General features: G+C 74.1%; 11 protein-coding genes. 4 read left to right on the top strand and 7 right to left on the bottom strand.

Going from position 1 to position 16,692, the window contains the following annotated elements; all coding sequences use genetic code 11:
• The first annotated feature begins 30 nt into the window (after positions 1 to 30).
• Entirely contained in the window at positions 31 to 1,743 is a 1,713-nt protein-coding gene (locus tag MXD62_RS00120) for an ABC transporter ATP-binding protein (RefSeq protein ID WP_248827451.1), read from the top strand.
• Positions 1,740 to 3,566: an ABC transporter ATP-binding protein gene (locus MXD62_RS00115; protein ID WP_248827450.1), complete on the top strand. Its 1,827-nt coding sequence runs from the start codon at positions 1,740 to 1,742 to the stop codon at positions 3,564 to 3,566. Before MXD62_RS00120 ends, MXD62_RS00115 begins: the two co-directional genes overlap by 4 nt.
• Positions 3,567 to 3,706: 140 nt before the next feature.
• Here MXD62_RS00115 and MXD62_RS00110 read toward each other — a convergent pair whose 3' ends face one another.
• Both MXD62_RS00110 and MXD62_RS00105 read right to left on the bottom strand, forming a co-directional pair.
• Positions 3,707 to 4,942: a cytochrome P450 gene (locus MXD62_RS00110; protein WP_248827449.1), complete on the bottom strand. Its 1,236-nt coding sequence runs from the start codon at positions 4,940 to 4,942 to the stop codon at positions 3,707 to 3,709.
• A 539-nt stretch (positions 4,943 to 5,481) separates the two neighbouring features.
• Positions 5,482 to 6,936, bottom strand: a complete 1,455-nt coding sequence (locus tag MXD62_RS00105; protein WP_248827448.1) for an amidohydrolase family protein — start codon at positions 6,934 to 6,936, stop codon at positions 5,482 to 5,484.
• Between the two features lie 97 nt (positions 6,937 to 7,033).
• Here MXD62_RS00105 and MXD62_RS00100 point away from each other — a divergent pair, with 97 nt between their 5' ends.
• Entirely contained in the window at positions 7,034 to 8,257 is a 1,224-nt protein-coding gene (locus tag MXD62_RS00100; protein WP_248827447.1) for an enoyl-CoA hydratase/isomerase family protein, read from the top strand.
• A 120-nt stretch (positions 8,258 to 8,377) separates the two neighbouring features.
• Entirely contained in the window at positions 8,378 to 8,788 is a 411-nt protein-coding gene (locus MXD62_RS00095; RefSeq protein WP_248827446.1) for a hypothetical protein, read from the top strand.
• Positions 8,789 to 8,907: 119 nt separating this feature from the next.
• Here MXD62_RS00095 and MXD62_RS00090 read toward each other — a convergent pair whose 3' ends face one another.
• The 5 genes from MXD62_RS00090 to MXD62_RS00070 form a co-directional block, all read right to left on the bottom strand.
• Positions 8,908 to 11,127, bottom strand: a complete 2,220-nt coding sequence (locus MXD62_RS00090; protein WP_248827445.1) for a BTAD domain-containing putative transcriptional regulator — start codon at positions 11,125 to 11,127, stop codon at positions 8,908 to 8,910.
• 68 nt (positions 11,128 to 11,195) lie between these two features.
• Positions 11,196 to 12,566: a hypothetical protein gene (locus MXD62_RS00085; protein ID WP_248827444.1), complete on the bottom strand. Its 1,371-nt coding sequence runs from the start codon at positions 12,564 to 12,566 to the stop codon at positions 11,196 to 11,198.
• 433 nt (positions 12,567 to 12,999) lie between these two features.
• Complete coding sequence (locus MXD62_RS00080) at positions 13,000 to 13,938, bottom strand: NAD(P)-dependent oxidoreductase (RefSeq protein ID WP_248827443.1); 939 nt, start codon at positions 13,936 to 13,938, stop codon at positions 13,000 to 13,002.
• A 57-nt stretch (positions 13,939 to 13,995) separates the two neighbouring features.
• Positions 13,996 to 14,655, bottom strand: coding sequence for a carboxymuconolactone decarboxylase family protein (locus tag MXD62_RS00075; protein WP_248827442.1), 660 nt, complete (start codon positions 14,653 to 14,655; stop codon positions 13,996 to 13,998).
• A gap of 101 nt (positions 14,656 to 14,756) precedes the next feature.
• Entirely contained in the window at positions 14,757 to 16,619 is a 1,863-nt protein-coding gene (locus MXD62_RS00070) for a class I adenylate-forming enzyme family protein (RefSeq protein WP_248827441.1), read from the bottom strand.
• Positions 16,620 to 16,692 lie beyond the last annotated feature (73 nt).

Below are 16,692 nucleotides of genomic sequence, written 5' to 3'. Positions count from 1 at the left end.
AGGAACTCATGGCGCCGAGTGGAATGCGCCGTGAACGCCGCGGTGGCACCTGATTCCACCGGTCAGACCCACACAGCCGCGTCGATCCTGCGCCGGGCGAGAAGGGGCCAGCTTCGCCACCTCGGCGCCTCGTCGTTCTTCCTGTCGTGCCACCAGGTGGCCGAGGCACTCGTGCCGGTCACGATCGGCCTCGCCGTCGACCGCGCGGTCGCGACCGGGGACGGCCCGTCCATGCTGCGGTGGCTGGCGGCGCTCCTCGGGCTCTTCGTGGTGTTGACCTGCGCGATGAGGTGGGGCTTCCGGGCGAACCTGCGGGCGACCCAGGGGGCCGGTCACGACCTGCGGATGCTGCTGGCCGAACGGGTTCTCGACCCACGCGGCGCCGCCGGGGCCGAGCGGATGCCCGGCGAGCTCGTCTCCCTGGCGACCGGCGACGCCCTGAAGGTCGGCATGCTGAACTACGCCACCGCGATGGCCATCTCCGGTTTCGCGGGAGTCGGTGTGGCCGTGGTCGCCCTCGTACGGTTCTCCCTGCCGCTCACCGCCCTCGTGACCGCGGGCTCGGTGCTGCTGCTGGTGATCACGCACGTGCTCGGCCGGCCGCTGGAGCACCGCAGCGCCGCGGAACGCGCGAAGATGGCCGCGGCGACCGGCCTGGCCGCGGACCTGATCGCCGGCCTGCGGGTCCTCAAGGGCTTCGGTGGTGAGCGTCCCGCCGTCGCGCGTTACCGGTCGGCCAGCCGGGAGGCATTGGGTGCGACCCTGCGCTCGGCGGCCGCGGAGTCGACCGTGCGGGCGGTGGCCGTCGTGCTGGCCGGTGGTCTGCTCGCCGCCGTGACCCTGGTGGCGGGGCGGCTGGCCGCCGGCGGGTCGATCAGCATCGGCGCGCTGATCACCGCGGTCGGCCTGGCGCAGTTCCTCGTCGATCCCCTCAACCGGATCACCGGCTTCGGTTCGCAGCGCGCGCAGTCGCTGGCCTCGGCCGGTCGCATCGCCGCGATCCTCGACGCCCCCCACGCGGTCGGCGGCACCCGCCAGGCCACGGCGGCCGGCCCCGGGCGCCTCCGCTTCGAGGGCTTCTCGGCCGGCACCATCCGCGGTCTCGACCTGGAGGTGGCGGCGGGCGAGTTCGTCGGCATCGTCGCCTCCGATCCGAAGGAGGCGGCGGCCCTGCTGGCGGTCCTGGCCCGAGACGCAGACCCCGAGACCGGAACCGTCCTGCTCGACGGTGAGTCCGTCGCGCAGCTGTACCCCGACGAGACCCGATCGGTCGTCCTGGTGGCCCCGCACGACGCCGAGTTGTTCGAGGGGACGGTGGCGGACAACATCCGTTCCGCGGCGCCCGGGGCGGAGCTCGGCCCCGTGGTCGCGGCGGCGGGGCTCGACGACCTCGAGGAGGTGCTCAGCGAGGGCCTGCGGACCCGGCTCCTGCACGGCGGGGTGTCGCTGTCCGGCGGTCAGCGCCAGCGGGTCGCCCTTGCCCGGGCCCTGGCGGCGGACGTCCCCGTGCTGGTGCTGCACGAGCCGACGACCGCGGTGGACTCGCTCACCGAGCTGAAGATCACGCAGGGCGTCAGACAGCTGCGCGACGGCGCGAGCACGGTCTGCGTGACCTCGAGCCCCGCCGTGCTGTCGTTCTGCGACCGCGTCGTGGTGCTCGACGGCGGCGTGATCACGACCGAGGGGACCCACGAGGAGCTCGTCGGCTCGCACCCCCGCTACCGCGAGCTGGTGCTCGCATGAGGCGCCGCCCAGGCCCGTCCGCGGGCCCGGAGCCCGAGGACGGTCTCCTCCCGAAGGCGGGAGCGGGCGAGACCTGGCGGTACGCGCTCCGCCTGCTCCGACCGCGCTGGCATCTCGCCGTGCTCACCGTCCTGGCGCTGACGGTCGGCGCGGCCGTCCAGCTGGTCACGCCGCGGGCCCTCGGATGGGTGATCGACGCGGCGATCGAGGGTGACCGGGGGGCGATCGTCTGGCCGGTCCAGGTCCTGGTGCTCGTCGCGGTCGCCACGGGCGTCTTCCAGGTGCTGACCAGGACGCTGATCGCGTTCGTCGCCGAGCCCGTTCTGGCGACGTTACGGGAGGAGGTGGTCGAGCGGGCGCTACACCTGCCCTCCGGCGCGGTGGAGCGTAGTGGTGCCGGCGACCTCGTGGCGCGGATCAGCGGTGACGTCGAGGTCGTGACGACGGCGATCCGCAACATCGTGCCGACGCTGGCCATGTCCGTCTTCCTGGTGTGGATGACGGCGGTGGGCCTGGCGGTCATCGACTGGCGTTTCGCCGCCGTCGCGTTGCTGGCCGTGCCGACGGACCTCTACGCGCTGCGGTGGTACCTGCGGCGATCGGGACCGGTGTTCGCCGCCCAGCGGGTGGCCGAGGGCGCCCGCGCCCAGCAGCTGCTCGACTCGGTCGGCGGCGCGGACACCGTCCGGGCCTTCCGGCTCGGTTCCGACCACCTCCGGCTGATGGCGGGGCGGTCGGAGGAGGCGATGGACTGCTCCTTCCGGGCGATGCGCTTCCGGACGCGCTTCTGGGGCCGGATGCACCTGTCCGAGGCCATCGGCGTGGCGGCCGTCCTGGTCGCCGGCTTCTATCTGGTCCGGGACGGGTCCGTGACGGTCGGCGCGGCCACGGCCGCGGCGTTCTACTTCAGCCGCCTGTTCGAACCGGTCAACATGGTGCTGATGATGATCGACATGGTGCAGGAGGCGGGCGCGGCACTGTCCCGTCTCGTCGGTGTCGCCGGGGTGCCGCTGCCGGAGCAGCGGGAGGAGACGGTCCTCACCGAGCCGTCGATCGACCTGCGCGACGTCCGGTTCGCCTACGAGGCCGGCCATGAGGTCCTGCACGGTGTCGACCTCGCCGTACCGGCCGGGGAACGCCTGGCGGTGGTCGGTGCCAGCGGCGCCGGCAAGACCACGCTCGCCAAGCTCGTCGCCGGGCTCCACCCACCGGCGTCCGGGGAGCTGCGGCTCGGCGGCCAGCCGGTCGGCCGTTTCGGCCCGGACGAGCTGCGCCGGTCGGTGGGCCTGATCACCCAGGAGGTCCACGTGTTCGCCGGGCCGCTGATCGAGGATCTGCGGCTGGCCCGGCCGGAGGCCACCGAGGTGGAAATCGAGGGGGCGCTGGAGCGGGCGGGCGCGCTGGAGTGGGTCACCGCGCTGCCGTCCGGCATCCGGACCGTCGTGGGGAAGGGCGGCCACCGGCTCACCCCGACGCAGGCCCAGGAGCTCGCGCTCGCGCGCATCCTCCTCGTCGACGCCCCGATCGTCATCCTCGACGAGGCCACCGCCGAGGCGGGCAGCGCCGGGGCCAGGCGACTGGAGCTCGCCGCACAGCGGGCGCTGAGCGGCCGCACCGTCCTGCTGGTCGCCCACCGGTTGACGCAGGCGGCGGCGGCCGACCGGGTCGTCGTCCTCGACCGGGGCCGGGTCGTGGAGAGCGGCTCGCACGACGCGCTCGTGACCGCGGGTGGTCACTACGCGCGGATGTGGTCGGCCTGGTCGTCGAACGGTGATCCCACCAAGGGTCCCGCGAGCAGCGCTCCGTCCTCGGCCTCGGCGTGAGGTCGCAGACAGGTGGGCCGACGGGTGCGTGGCGGGCCTGACGTCTGCGCTCGCGACGAGGGAGCCCGTCCGGTCGCGGCGCCCACCCCGGCGTGGCTGGACGGGCCACGCCGGGGTGGGCAGGCGCGTCGGCGGGTGAGTCACCAGGCGACGGGTAGCTTCTCCGGACGGCCGATCGGCGCGGCGAGCTCGTAGCGCAGCTCCGACACCGGCACCGCCAGGCGCAGGGTGGGAACGATGTCGATCAGCGCGGAGAGCACCTCGGTCAGTTCGACCCGGGCCAGGTGCGCACCGATGCAGTGGTGCGCCCCGTGGCCGAAGGCCAGGTTCGCCACCGGCTCCCGGGTGAGGTCGAGCCGGTCGGGGTCGTCGTAGAGGTCCGGGTCCCGGTTGGTGGCGGCGAACGGGGCGATCGCGACCTCGCCGGCCCGCACGGTGAACTCGCCGAGATCGACGTCCTCGGTCGCGACCCGGGGGAAGGTCATCGACAGCGGGTGGTAACGCAGCAGCTCCTCGACGGCGTTCGGTAGCAGCGCGGGGTTGCCGACCAGCGACTCCCACTGTGACCGGTCGGTCAGCAGCGTGGTGACCGCATTGGTGATCACGCCGGCGGTCGTCTCGAACCCGCCGATGAGCAGCGTCAGCGCCAGCGAACGCAGCTCGACCTCGTTCAGCCGGCCGTCGTCGGTGTCCTGGGTGGTGATCAGGACGTCGAACAGCTTCGTCACGGGCTCTCCCGCGGCGAGCTGGGCCTGCCGTTCGCGCACCAGGCTGTCCATGTAGCCGTACAGGGCCTTCTGCCCGGCGGCGGCGGCCTCCCGGTTGGTGGCGAAGCGGAAAAGCGTCTCGCTCCACGCCCGGACGTTCTCCCGGTCGATCTCCGGAACGCCGAGGATCTGGCAGATGACGTCGACCGGCAGCGCGGCGGCCAGGGCGGCGCGCAGGTCGGCCGGGGCGTCCTTGGCGGTCATCGCGGTGACGTGCCGGCGGGCGGTCTCGGCGACCCACGGCCGGAGCTGTTCGATGCGGCGGTGGGCGAATCCGGTGGAGACCAGCCGTCGGATACGGGTGTGGTCGGGCGGATCCAGCCACAGCAGCGAGTTCGGGTCGGGAATCTGCGCCCCGGTCAGCGGGGGCCGGAACTCAAGCGTCTTCGTACGGGAGAAGCGCGGATCGCTGAGCATCGCCCGGGCCGGGGCATGCCGGACAATGAGCCAGATCGGGATCTGCCCGGGGCCGAAGCGAACCCGTATCGCGGGCGCGCGCCGGGCGATCTCGGCCAGTGTTCCCGACGGGAGCGGGCTGAAGGTGTCCGGAAAAGGAAAGGACGGAAGATCCTGGTCCTGATCCTGAGGCACAGTCTCGGTGACCGACATGGGAGAAATGGATCCTTTCACGGTCAGGGTCAGGGAACGACGCACCGCGCACGGCCTGGCGGGGAATCGCTGCTGGTGCTGTGCACGCGGGTGCCGGCCGGGGCCGGGCGGGCCCGGGCCGGACCGGGCGGAGACGGCCGCGCCGCCGCGCGGGCGTGACGTTGTGGTACGCGCTCGGCCCTCAGATCGGCCGGGATGTGCTCATCCGTGGTGGGTGGCGACCGCCCGCCCGGTGGTCGTGCCGGCCCGGGTCTGTCATCGCACAAACCCCCTCGAACATGGGCACTTGCGTCAAAATAACCCTAACGAGGCGATCGTTGCGGGGGAGCAAGACTGCCGATTTGCCTCGGGCCAAAACATGCCAGGGCCTGGCAGCTAGTTCCCCGGCGCGGAGCCCCGGTCTGTGGTTGACTAACGCGCCCCAGCAGAGGACCCGGCTCAGCAGTCGACACGCCCGGCAGTCGACACGCCCGGCAGTCGACACGCCCGGTGGGAGACGTGGCCCGGCGGAGCAGGCGGGCCGGGTGCCGTGACGGACCCTAAGGCGCCGTGTGCGCGAGCGCGCCGTCGATGATCGTGGCCGCGACGTGCGCGGCGTCCGGGTCGGCCAGCGCGTCGTCCAGCGGTGTTCGCAGCAGGCACAGATCCGCGGGCAGACCCGGGTGGAGCCGGCGGGGGCGGGCCGGGTCGCCGGGGCGGCCGAGGAACAGGTCGAGCGCGGTCCGCCCGTCGACCCGCTCCCCGCCGCCGAGCACCCGACCGGACGCCGTGCGCCGCTCGCGGGCAGCCCGGATGGCCCGCCACGGGTCCGGATGACCGAAGGGTGCGTCGGTGCCGGCCGCGACCGCGATCCCGGCGGCCAGCAGCGACCGGCAGGGATAGAGCCAGTCGAGGTCGTCCGGGTCGACCTCCGCGAGGTAGGCGTCCCCGCGCTCGGCGACGAAGTTCGGCTGGGTGACGACGGTGAGCCCGGCGGCGCCGACCAGCGCCGCCAGCTCCGGCGGGACGACCGCGCCGTGCTCGATCCGGTCGGCGGTGCCCGGCGGCGGCGGGCCCGCGTCGCCAATCGCGGCGAGGGCCACCACGAGCTGGACGCGGGTCACGCAGTGCACGGCCACCGAGGCGCCGGCCCGGTGCGCCCGCCGGACACGCTCGGCGAGCGCGTCCGGCGGTGGCAGGCTCGTGTCATCCAGCATGATCTTCACCGGGCCGGGCGAGATCCCGTCCGGGAGGGCTGGTCCGCCGTCCAACGGCCGCATCAGCGTCAGACGCTGCGGCAGCGTGCCCGAGGCGACGGCGTCGACGAGCGCGGCGGCATCGGAGGGCCGCCGTTGCGGGGTGGCGTCGGTGAAGCCGGTGACACCGACGGCGAGGGCGGCCCGGCCCACCGCGCCGAGATCGGCCGGAACACGCGGGACCCTGCCGGCCAGCCAGCCGTCGAGCCGCCACAGCCGCCCCGTGGGAGCCGCGTCGGACGTCCGTTCGACGCCCTCGACGTCCAGAAAGGACTCCGGGCCCAGGCCCACCGCGCGCAGAGCGGCCGAGTTGAGCACCCACAGTGCGCCGCCCCGGTGCTGCACCCGGGCCGGGACGTCGCCGGTGAGCGCGTCCAGGGCCACCCGGTCGAGGTCCCCGGCGACGGCCGGATGGTAGCCGACCCCGCGGACCCAGCCGCCGGCCGTCCCGGCGCGCGCCGCGGCGGCGGCCGTCCGCAGCCGGCTCGCGAAATCCCGCGGCCCGGTGATCTCAGGCGGGCCCAGCATGACCGATGACGCGGCCGCGGCCAGCGACATCAGGTGGACGTGGTGGTCGTGCAGGCCGGGGAGCAGGGCCCCGCCGACGGCGTCGAGCTCGTCCTCGCCGCGCTGCCGGGCGAGGCGCTGCCCGGGTGGCCCGATCTCGGTGACGACCCCGCCGCCGATCCGGACGTCCACCAGCCCGCCCGCCGGCCGCCCACCGCGGCCCAGGGCAGCCTCGGCGCGTCTGACCAGCACGGGATCACCTCGGGGCGTGGGGGAGCGGCAGCCCGAGAGTACGGTGCGCGGGCCCGTGCCCGGCACGACGGCACGGGACGGGCCTAACGTGGGCGCCGTGGATGTTCGTCAGGACCAGGCGGGGGCCCACCCGACCGGGCGGGGGAGTACGACGATCGTCCCCGGCCTCGCCGCCCCGGATGTGGCTGTCCCGGAGGCCGATGTCCTGGAGCCGGAGGAGGCGCTGCTCCTGCTGTGCGCCGACCCCGAGATGTTCGCCGCGCACACCGGACGGCCGCTGCTGGCCGTGCGCGCCCACGGCCCGCTGGCGGTCGAGGTCGGCGAGCTCGCCCGCTGGCTGCCGTGCGTGCTGGTGGGCGTCGCGCCGGATCTCGCCGATCTCCCCCCGGGCATCGAGTCGGCCGGCTACGACGTGCTGCTGACCGGCGAGGCCACGCCGCCCGCCCCGTGGGTCGGCCCGCTGCGGCCGGGCGACGGGTTCACGGCCGCCCTCGGGGCGATCGCAGCCATGACCCGTGCCGTCCCCGGCGCCTGCGTGGCGTTCACCCAGCTGGTGCGGTACTCGGCGGGGATCGACGTCCGCGACGCCGTGATCGCCGAGTCGTTCACCTACTCGACGCTGCAAGGGGGCCCCGAGTTCGCCGCCTGGCTCGCCGGGCACCGTGCCGCGCGGGAGCGTCGCGAGGCCGGGGCCGCCACCGCACCGGTGCGCGCCGAGCGCATCGGCCAGCCCATCGGCCAGCCCACGGAGCCGGCGGTTCTCGTCGAGCGGGACGGCGACGAGCTGTGGGTCGTGCTGAACCGGCCGCGCGTGCACAACGCGGTGAGCCGCGATCTGCGGGACGGCCTCGCCGCCGCGTTCGCCCTGGCCGGGGCCGACCCGACCGTCGCCGAGGTGCGGCTGCGGGGGGCCGGCCGCTCGTTCTGCAGCGGCGGTGACCTCACCGAGTTCGGCTCGCTGCCCGACCCGGCCCGCGCCCACGCGGTGCGGACCACCCGCAGCATCCCGCTGTCGCTGCTGCGCTGCGCGCGCCGGGTCACCGCGTACATGCACGGGACCTGCGTGGGAGCCGGGGTGGAGGTCCCGGCCTTCGCCCGGAGGGTGATCGCCGATCCGGCGACCACCCTCCGGCTGCCCGAGCTCGCGATGGGGCTGGTGCCCGGCGCGGGTGGGACATCCAGCGTCGTGCGCCGGGTCGGTCGGGAGCGCGCCGCGTTCCTGTCGCTGACCGGCTGGCCGCTGGACGCCGCCACCGCGGCGAACTGGGGCCTGGTTGACGAGGTCCGCCCAGTGCGCGGAGACGCCCGCCCTCCGGTGTGATCGCCCAGGCCGCCGCGCGGCGAGTTGGGTGACGACCTCCCGTCCCGGGTTAACTCCGCTCCTGTCGGGCAGAGGTGGGGGCAGGTCTGACCCCACCGAAGCGGACGAAGGGCTCGGTCCATGAACGTCGAACACCCTGTGGTGGACGTGGAGAACGCGAACGTGGAGATCTTCTACCGGTGCCGGCGATGCGGCCGTGCGTGGGAGCGCTCGTTCGGTGTCACCCGCTGGTTCGACGACGACGGCGGCCTCGTGGAGGTCTACCGGCACAACGGAGTCCCGGTTCCCTCGCCCCGCGGCGGTCCGCCCTGCGCGTTCTGCGGCAGCCTCACGGTCGACTGGGCCGAGACCCCGCTGCCGCCCGCGGTGGAACCGCCGTCAGCCCTCGGCCTGCCGCGGGCGGTACACGCGGTGCCCTGGCCGTCCTGGCGGACCTGGCCGCGCGACGAGTGGCCGCAGCGGCGCACCGCCTTCCCGTTCCTGCTGCCGCTGCGCCCCCAGCTGCATCCCCGGACCTTCCGTTTCCCGTAGGACTTCGGTGTGCGTCTCCGCCCGCGGAACGTCGGCGGGCCGCCCGTTCACGGAATGCCCTCCGCCCTCCGCCGTCCGCCCTTCGCCCTTCGCCGGCGATCGTCGCCGACCAGCCGCGGTCAGGACGCCATCGCCACCGCCGCGTCGAGGTTCGCCATGCCCACCCGGACCTGCGTGGCGCGCGGGTCGGCGAGATCTTCGAAGATCCGCAACGCCCTGCTCCATGCCTGGTGGGCGGCAGCCGGATCGGAGAGCTGGAGGTAGATCTGTCCCAGCAGGGCGAGGACGCGCGCGCTGGTGTGACGGTCGCCGATCTCGCAGCAGACCGCCAGCGAGCGGCGGCACGAGGCGGCCGCGTCCTCGTGGCTTCCGTAGGCCAGGTAGTCCTCGGCCAGGCCGAGGTGCGCCAGCCCCACTCCCCACAGGTCGCCGAGGTCCGCCAGGATGGCGGCGCTGCCGCGGTGGCAGGCGACCGCCCGTTCGGGGCGGTGCAGCCTGCGCAGGGCCCGCCCCTGCTCGATCTGGGTCAGGGCGTAGCCCCAGAGGTTCCCGGCCTCGGTGAAGATCTTCTCCGCGCGGCGGTGGTGGACGATCATCCGGTCCGGTCCGTGCACCCGGCCCAGGCCGAGCAGACTGCACGCCTCACCCCAAGGGTCCGCCGTCTCCCGCCGGATCGCCGTCGCCTTCTCGATCAGGTCGACGGAGCGGCCGAGCAAACGTAGGTCGCGGTAGGCGAGGCCGGCGCTCAGCAGGAGCGCGGCCTCGCCGGACCGCTCGCCCAGGTGCCTGGCGGAGACGAGGCCGATCTGGGCGGTCGTGATCCAGTCCGTCCAGCGCTTGCTGAGATGGAGATAGCCGGTCAGACCGGCCGCCAGCTGCCAGGCGATGGTGTGCTCGGCCGTGCAGGCGGCGACCCGGACCGCGGTCACGAGGTTCGCGTGCTCGGCCGAGAACCAGGCCGACGCGTCCCCGTAGCTGGCGAAGCCCTCGCGTGGGAACTCGGCCACGCCCGTACCCGGGATCTGCCGACGGCCGTAGGGATGCAGCACGTCCTCGGCCGCGACCGCCGTCTGCAGATACCACCCGAGGAGCCGGGCCAGGGCCTCCTGCCGCTCGGCGTCGGTGTGCTGGGCCCGGGCCACCGTGCGCCCGAACACCCGCACGGCGGGGGGCAGCCGGTGCCGGCCCGGGGCGGGGCTCTCCAGAAGCCGCAGATCGGTCAGGATTCCCAGCTCACGCCGCACGATCTCCACCGGCCGGCGCAGCATGGCACCTGCCGCCGCCAGTGGCAGGTCGTCTCCGTCCCATCCGCTGAGCAGGCGCAGCGCCCGGGCCGGGTCCGGATCGGTGGCCGTGCGCGGTGCCGGCAGGCTCCCGTAGCGGACGGCGACGCCCTGGCGGACCTCGGCTGCCGGGGCGTCCACGGTCGACAGGACGGGCGGTCCGGGCCGGGCGGACGCCCCGGGCGGGGCCGGTGGCGGAAGGGTGTCGGCCGGCGGAATCCCGGGCGTGCCCGGCGGGGGCAGGCGCGCGTGGACGTCCGCCGTGGGCAGGAGATGCGGGTCGTCGGCCAGCATCAGGCCGTGCAGGCGCTGGAGCCCGCGGCCGGGATCCACCCCGAGCTCGTCCCGCAGGATCCTGCCGACACGGCGGTACGCCTCGAACGCCTCGGCCTTGCGGCCGCAGCGGTACAGAGCGCTGATCAGCAGCTCCCAGGGGTGCTCCCGGATTCTGGTCTCCTCGACGAGGCGCCGGAGACCGGGCAGGGCGATGTGGTGATCGCCCAGCATCACCTGGGCGGTCAGGGCCAGCTCCCGCAGCCGCAACCGGGCCTCGGCCAGGTGCGGTGTCTGTTCGCACCGCAGCCGCTCCACCGGCACGTCACAGAACGGGTCGCCGCGCCAGAGCGCCAGCGCCTCGCGGGCGTCGCGGCCGGCACGGGTCCAGTCCGCCCGGTCAGCGGCCTCCTGCGCCCGTCCGGCGAGATCGGCCAGCATGACCAGGTCGACCTCCAGCCCGTCCCGGAGCTCGATCACATAGCCGGGGGAGCGGGTGACGAGGTGCCCACCCACCGCCGGCCCCAGCAGCCGGCGCAGCCGGCTGAGGTAGTTCTCCAGCGTCTTCTTGGCGGACGGTGGCGGCGAGCCGTCCCAGAGCAGGTCGGCTAATCGGTCCGTCGAGACGACGGTGCCCGCGTCGACCAGCAGCGCGGCCAGCACACCGCGTTGCTTCGCGGCGGAGACCGGGATCGGGCGGTCGTGCCCGTCTCGGACCTCGAGCGGGCCGAGCAGCTGGAACCGGGGGATCCCGCCGGCCTGGTCCGTTCCGGCTGTCTTCAACGGTCCTCCAGGGCGATCGGGTGATCTGACCGGGGTGGATGCCCTTGGCGCGTCCCGAGGCGCCGCCGCTAGCACGGCAGGGCCTGCCAGGCCCCGGTACCCAAATCCGGCCGGCAGTGGATGTCGGACGGCCGGGAGCTGTGTCGAGGTGGTCCCCCCTCGCGCGCGTCGAGACCGTCGATCGCACCCGCCGGGCAGGTGTCCGCAGGGGCCTGCGTGGCTCGGGCGGCCCAGGCGGCGAGGTCCAGGGCGAACAGCGTGTCCCCGGTGCCGGCGACCTGCCTGCTGGCGGTCAGCAGCACTTCCGCCCAGGCCGCGTCATCCGCGTGCGCCCGGCCGGAGCGGGCCGCCGGTGCGCCGGCGCGCAGGCGGTGTGCCTCCAGGGCCAGCCGCATCCCGGCCGCGGCGTCGGTGGGCAGGACGGCCGTGGCGAGCCGCGCCAGCGACCCTCCGACACCGGGCGGCCCCATGCCCATCGTGGCGCCGGTCGCCGTGCCCGCTGTCGTCTCGGGTGCGTCGACGGTGACGCCTTCGTACCAGGTCAGGGCGGTTCGGTCGGCCCGCGCGCGCACCAGCGCCGCGTGCAGCAGCTCGGCGCGACGGCCGTCGCCACCACAGCGGGGCACCACGCGCAGCGCGTCCTCCAGGCCGGTGGCGAGATCCGGCGGGTTCGGTGAGGAGAACCGCCGCTCCAGGACGGTCGCCGGCGCCGAGGCGCCGAGGTTGGCGGCCGCGGCCGCCAACCGGGCGGCCCGGCCCTCCTCACCGGCCCCGCGGCCCTGCCGGATGACGGCCGCCACCCGGCAGGCCCGGGCCAGGTAGCCCACGTGGGGGGAGGTACGGGGCAGGCCGGGGCCGGCCACGCCGGCCGGGCCGAAACAGCTCAGGTAGCCGCGCACGGCGCGGTCGGCGGCCGCGACCGCCATGTCCGGGTCCCCGAACGCGCCGAGGACGTCGCTGCCGAGCGCGAGGGTCCGGGCCTCATCGGGGCCGTCGGGGCCGTCGGCCCCGTCGAGCACGTGGCGGGCCCGCAGCGCCGCCTGCACATCCGCCAGCGCGGACGCGCCGCAGCCCCGCTGGGCGTGCAGGACGGCGCGCCGGGCGTACACGTCGGAGATCCACCCGCCCGCCGCCGGTACGCGCCCGGCGAGGGTCGCGTACGCCCGCTCACTGTCCTCGAGTGCCCGTATGGCCTCGCCGTCACTGCCGGCCCGATGCAGCAGGGCTGCCAGGTCATACAGGACGCCACCGAGCAGCTGGGCTCCGTGCACGTCCCCGGGGGACTGTGCGTGGAGCACGCGCGCCAGCCGGCCCGCGCTCGACTGGAACGCGATCGCCAGGTGCAGGTCACCGCCGCGTCCCGCGCCCCGCGCGCTCCGCAGGAGCGCCGTTATCTGTTTTTCTCGCGGCGGCCGTCTTCGTTGGTGGTTCCGAAACAACCTGGTCTGTCCTCACGTCGCCAGTCAGGGCGGGGCTCTGGAATCCCGTATCCGCGCAGCGGCGGCCGCCGTCCGCCGGCGGTGCCCACCGGCGGACAGAGATGCCGGCCGATCCGCGGCAGGGTCCCACTTTTCCCCGCTGCCATTGCCGGTCGATTCATTGCCGTCCGTGAAATGTTTTTCTCGCCAACTCGATTAGGAGTTTGGATTGCGGGTGGAGACTTGTCAACACGCTACGTTTGGTTACATTCGGCGCGAGATCTTCCACGCTGCCCGTCACCGTTCTTCGTCGAGATCGGCGCTGCTGTGTCCGGCGTGGCGGGCGGGAAACTGGGAAGTGCGGGTTTCTCACCTGCGCGGACGGGTTCTCGCGGAAACCGCCGGCGGCCGGGAACGAATCCGGTTGTTCCGGCGGGATCACGTGTCCGGCGAATCAGGCCGTCACAATCGGTCGCGGTGCCGGAGTGAGGTCGGCCGGTGCCGTGGCGAGGCCGGCCGGGGTCAGCGGGGTCAGCGGGGTCAGCATCGTCGCGAGCGCGCGGCGCGCGGTGGCGACGAGGTGCTCCGTGCCTGGAAGGCAGTCGGCCAGCGACGCCTCCAGAAGATTCAGGTCCTTCGTCAACAGCGCCACGAACGCGTCGGGGGGAGGGCCACCGTGCCCACCGATGGGCGGGCCGCCCGGGATGGGGAGCGATCGCGCGTTCGCGCTGCACTCCTGCAGTGCCACCCGCACCCCGTCCGGGTCGAGGCCCAGCGTGCCCGCCGCCCGGAGCGCCTCGACGGCGGCGCTGCGGTGCACGATAAACAGCGCGTTGTTCACCAGCTTCGTGAGCTGGGCGCTGCCCACGTCACCCGTGTACACCACGGTTCTCCCGAACAGCTCGAAGACAGGCGCGCACCTGTCCACATCCCGCCGGTCGCCGCCGGCCAGGACCACGAGCTGACGGCCCCACTCGTCGGGCGCACCGTTGCTGACCGGGGCGTCGAGGACTGTGATGCCACGTCCGCGGGCCCGGGCGGCGAGATCGACGCAGGTCCGGGGCGAACAGGTGCTGTGGATGACGACGAGGCCGCCCGACCGCATCGTCTCCAGCAGCCCTCCCGGCCCCGCCACGACCGTCCGGACGTCCTCGTCGGAGTAGACGCACACGCTCGCGACGGTGACGCGGCGGCCCAGCTCCGCCAGCGTCCCCGCGACGCTCATCCCGGCGGGCCGGAACTGCTCGGCGCGGTCCGTCTGCGTGTCGTACACGACGAGGTGCCGGCCGGCGGAGGCACAGCGCCTGACTATCTGGGAACCCTGATGCCCGAGGCCGACGAAGCCGTAGGTCTCGTTGGCCAGGGACGAGTCTCCCTGCGGGGCGGCCAGCATCGCGTGCGTCTCCTCAGCGGTGGAAGGGTTCGGTCCGCGGCGGTCAGCCGGCGGCGGTCAGCGCGAGTCGTCCTGGAACAGGACGTCCCGCAGCGTCTCGGCGGCCCGCGCGGGGATGTGCCTGCTCACCTCGTCGAGAACGTCCTGCAGGTCCGCCACGGAGAGGTCCGTCGATTCGAGGGCCGAGCGGACGTGGTGGCGCAGTGCGTGGAACGTCTGCGCGGTCGCGCAGACGCCGATCGAGATCAGTCGTCGCTCCCGTACCGTCAGGTGCGGCCGTCGCCACACCTGCCCGAACACGAACCCGAGCATCCCGGCCTGGACGAACGGCGTGTCCCGGCGCGGGGCCTCGAGCAGGTTCACCGTGCGGAAGGCGTCCTCGCCCGCCCGCAGCCGTGTCTCCCAGCTCTCCGGGCCCAGCGACGCGGTGTCGAGCAGGGGCCAGGGCGTGATCTCCTCGCCTCGCTCGGACCGCAGCCGGGCCCACTGGCGCCGGATGACGGCCTCGGCCTCCGAGCCCCGCGGCCAGCCGGCGTACACGGCGTACTGCAGTACGAACTCCTGCAGTTCCGCCAGGGTGATCTCGTCCCGGTCGAGTACCTCGAGCACCCGCTCGGCGAGCGTGTCGGCGGAGCCGGCCGAGGCGAGGCACACCAGCTCGACCCAGCGGCGGCCCTTCGTGTCCAGGCCCTGGCGATCCGTTCCTGTGATGGTCATGTCCGTCCCCTCTGTCGACGACTGCGGGGCGTGCGCCGCCCCGTCCCGGCTCCCGCCGGCCGGCCCGCGTCCGGCCGGCCGGCGGGGACACCGCACGGGGGCTAGCCGGACGAGGCCGTGACCAGTGGCGCCGGGCGGTCGGCGATCTCCAGGGCGACGGGGCGGTTCGCCTCCGGCACCGGCATCGGTTCGGTCCGCTCACGGAACGCCCGCTTGAGCGTCTTGCCGGTGACCCCGATCGGGAACTCGTCCCACGGCACGATCTCCACGGCCACCAGGTGCTCGGCCGGGGTCAACAGCGCGTTCAGCTCGTCGCGCAGCTCCCGTGCGGTGGTCGAGGCGCCGGACCGCACCGCCACCGCCGCGGCGGGCAGCTGGCTCCCGTCGGGCTGACGGGCGGCGTAGACGCAGGCGTCGAAGACCGCCGGGTGCCGGTGGACGCGTTCCTCGATGGGAAGGCTGTAGACCTCTCCCGCCCGCGTGCGGATGACGTCGACCTCCCGGTCGAGCTGGACCACGTGGCCGCCCGACCAGCGGGCCACGTCGCCGGTGAAGAACCAGCCGTCGCGGACGGCCTCGTAGGTCAGCGAGTGGTTGTTCCAGTAGGCCTCGAACAGCGTCCTCCCGCGGACCTCGAGCCGGCCCACCTCTCCGCGCGGGACCACCCTGCCGTCCCGGGCGATGCGGACCCGGGGCCCGAAGGGGGTGGAGTGCCGCCGGCCGATCCGGCGCTCGTAGCGACGGGTGAACCGGCTGTAGTAGCGCAGCACCGACGGGGTGCCGACCTCGCTCGAGCCCTGCGCGTCCAGGTAGACCGAGCCCCCCACCGGCAGGCCCAGCCGGCGGAACGTGCCGCCCACCCGGACGCAGGGCCTGATCATCTCCTCGTGCGCGGCGTCGGCCGTACTCGCCCAGAACCGCATGGCGCGCAGGTCATGCGTCGCGAGCGGGACCTCCTTGAGCTGGGTGTAGGTGATCGGAAAGCCGAAGAAACCGGTGTAGCGGCCGCTGGCCAGCTCCTGGACGGCTCGCGGCGCGTCGAAGTCGAGACCGGTCGCCCGCGTCCAGTGGGTCCGAACACCCAGCAGGAGCAGACTGTGGAAGGTCATGATGACCGCTTGGTGGTTGTTGGGCACCGCGAAGTAGCCCTTGTCCCGCCGTGGCGAGACGTGGACGTAGCACAGCCACCCGCGGATGGCGCGGGCCTGCGGCCCGTTGCGCAGGATCACCGCCTTGGGGAACCCGGTGGTGCCGGAGGTGTGAACCAGGTAGAGCGGTTCCCGCCGGCCGCGGCGGACGGCGGGGGCGGGCCGCTCGACCGCCGCGAGCAGCTCCTCGATCCAGTGGACGGCCGGCACCCCGGCGCGTTCCAGCGCGGCGGACAGCTCCCGGACGTCTGTCTCCGGAGTGTCGCCGACCCGCCCGACCAGGACGACCGTGTCGACCCCGTCCGGAGCGCCGCCCTCGCGCAGGACGCGCAGCAGCGTCGGGACGTCGGCCAGCAGGATCCGGGCGTTGACGTTGAGCAGGTAGGGCGCGACCTTGTCGGCGGCGAAGGCGCCGTTCATGGGGCAGGCGACCCCACCCGCGCGCACCACCCCGAGATGAAGGAGATGGATGTCGAAGTGGTTCCGCTTGAGGATGGCAACCCGTTGGCCGTGGCGCAGACCGAGGGCGGACAGGGCCGCGGCGACGCGGCCGGCCGTGGTCTGGACGTCCCGTGCCGTCCAGCTGTCCGGGCCGGGCCCGCCCGTGCCACCGGGCTGGGGCACGGACCACGAGCACGGCTCGTCGCTGGTGAAGAGAACCCGGCCGCGATGGCGGCGGGCCGCCCGGTCGGGGATCCGCTCCAGCGATATCGGTCCCAGTGCGAGTCGCAGCCGTCGGGGTAGCGCGACCGACGTGCAGACGAACGCCGTGTAGGCGGCGAGGACTCCCAGGACCACGACTAAGGCGACGATCATCGGCGCTCCTGACGGCCGGAGGGTGAGACGACGAAGCGGTGTTTGTGCGAGGTGGGTTGGTGGCGCAAAGTGG

The organism is Frankia sp. Mgl5 (genome assembly GCF_023242985.1).
GTDB classification, from domain to species: Bacteria; Actinomycetota; Actinomycetes; order Frankiales; family Frankiaceae; genus Parafrankia; species Parafrankia soli.
This window is presented reverse-complemented; position numbering and strand designations above follow the sequence as displayed.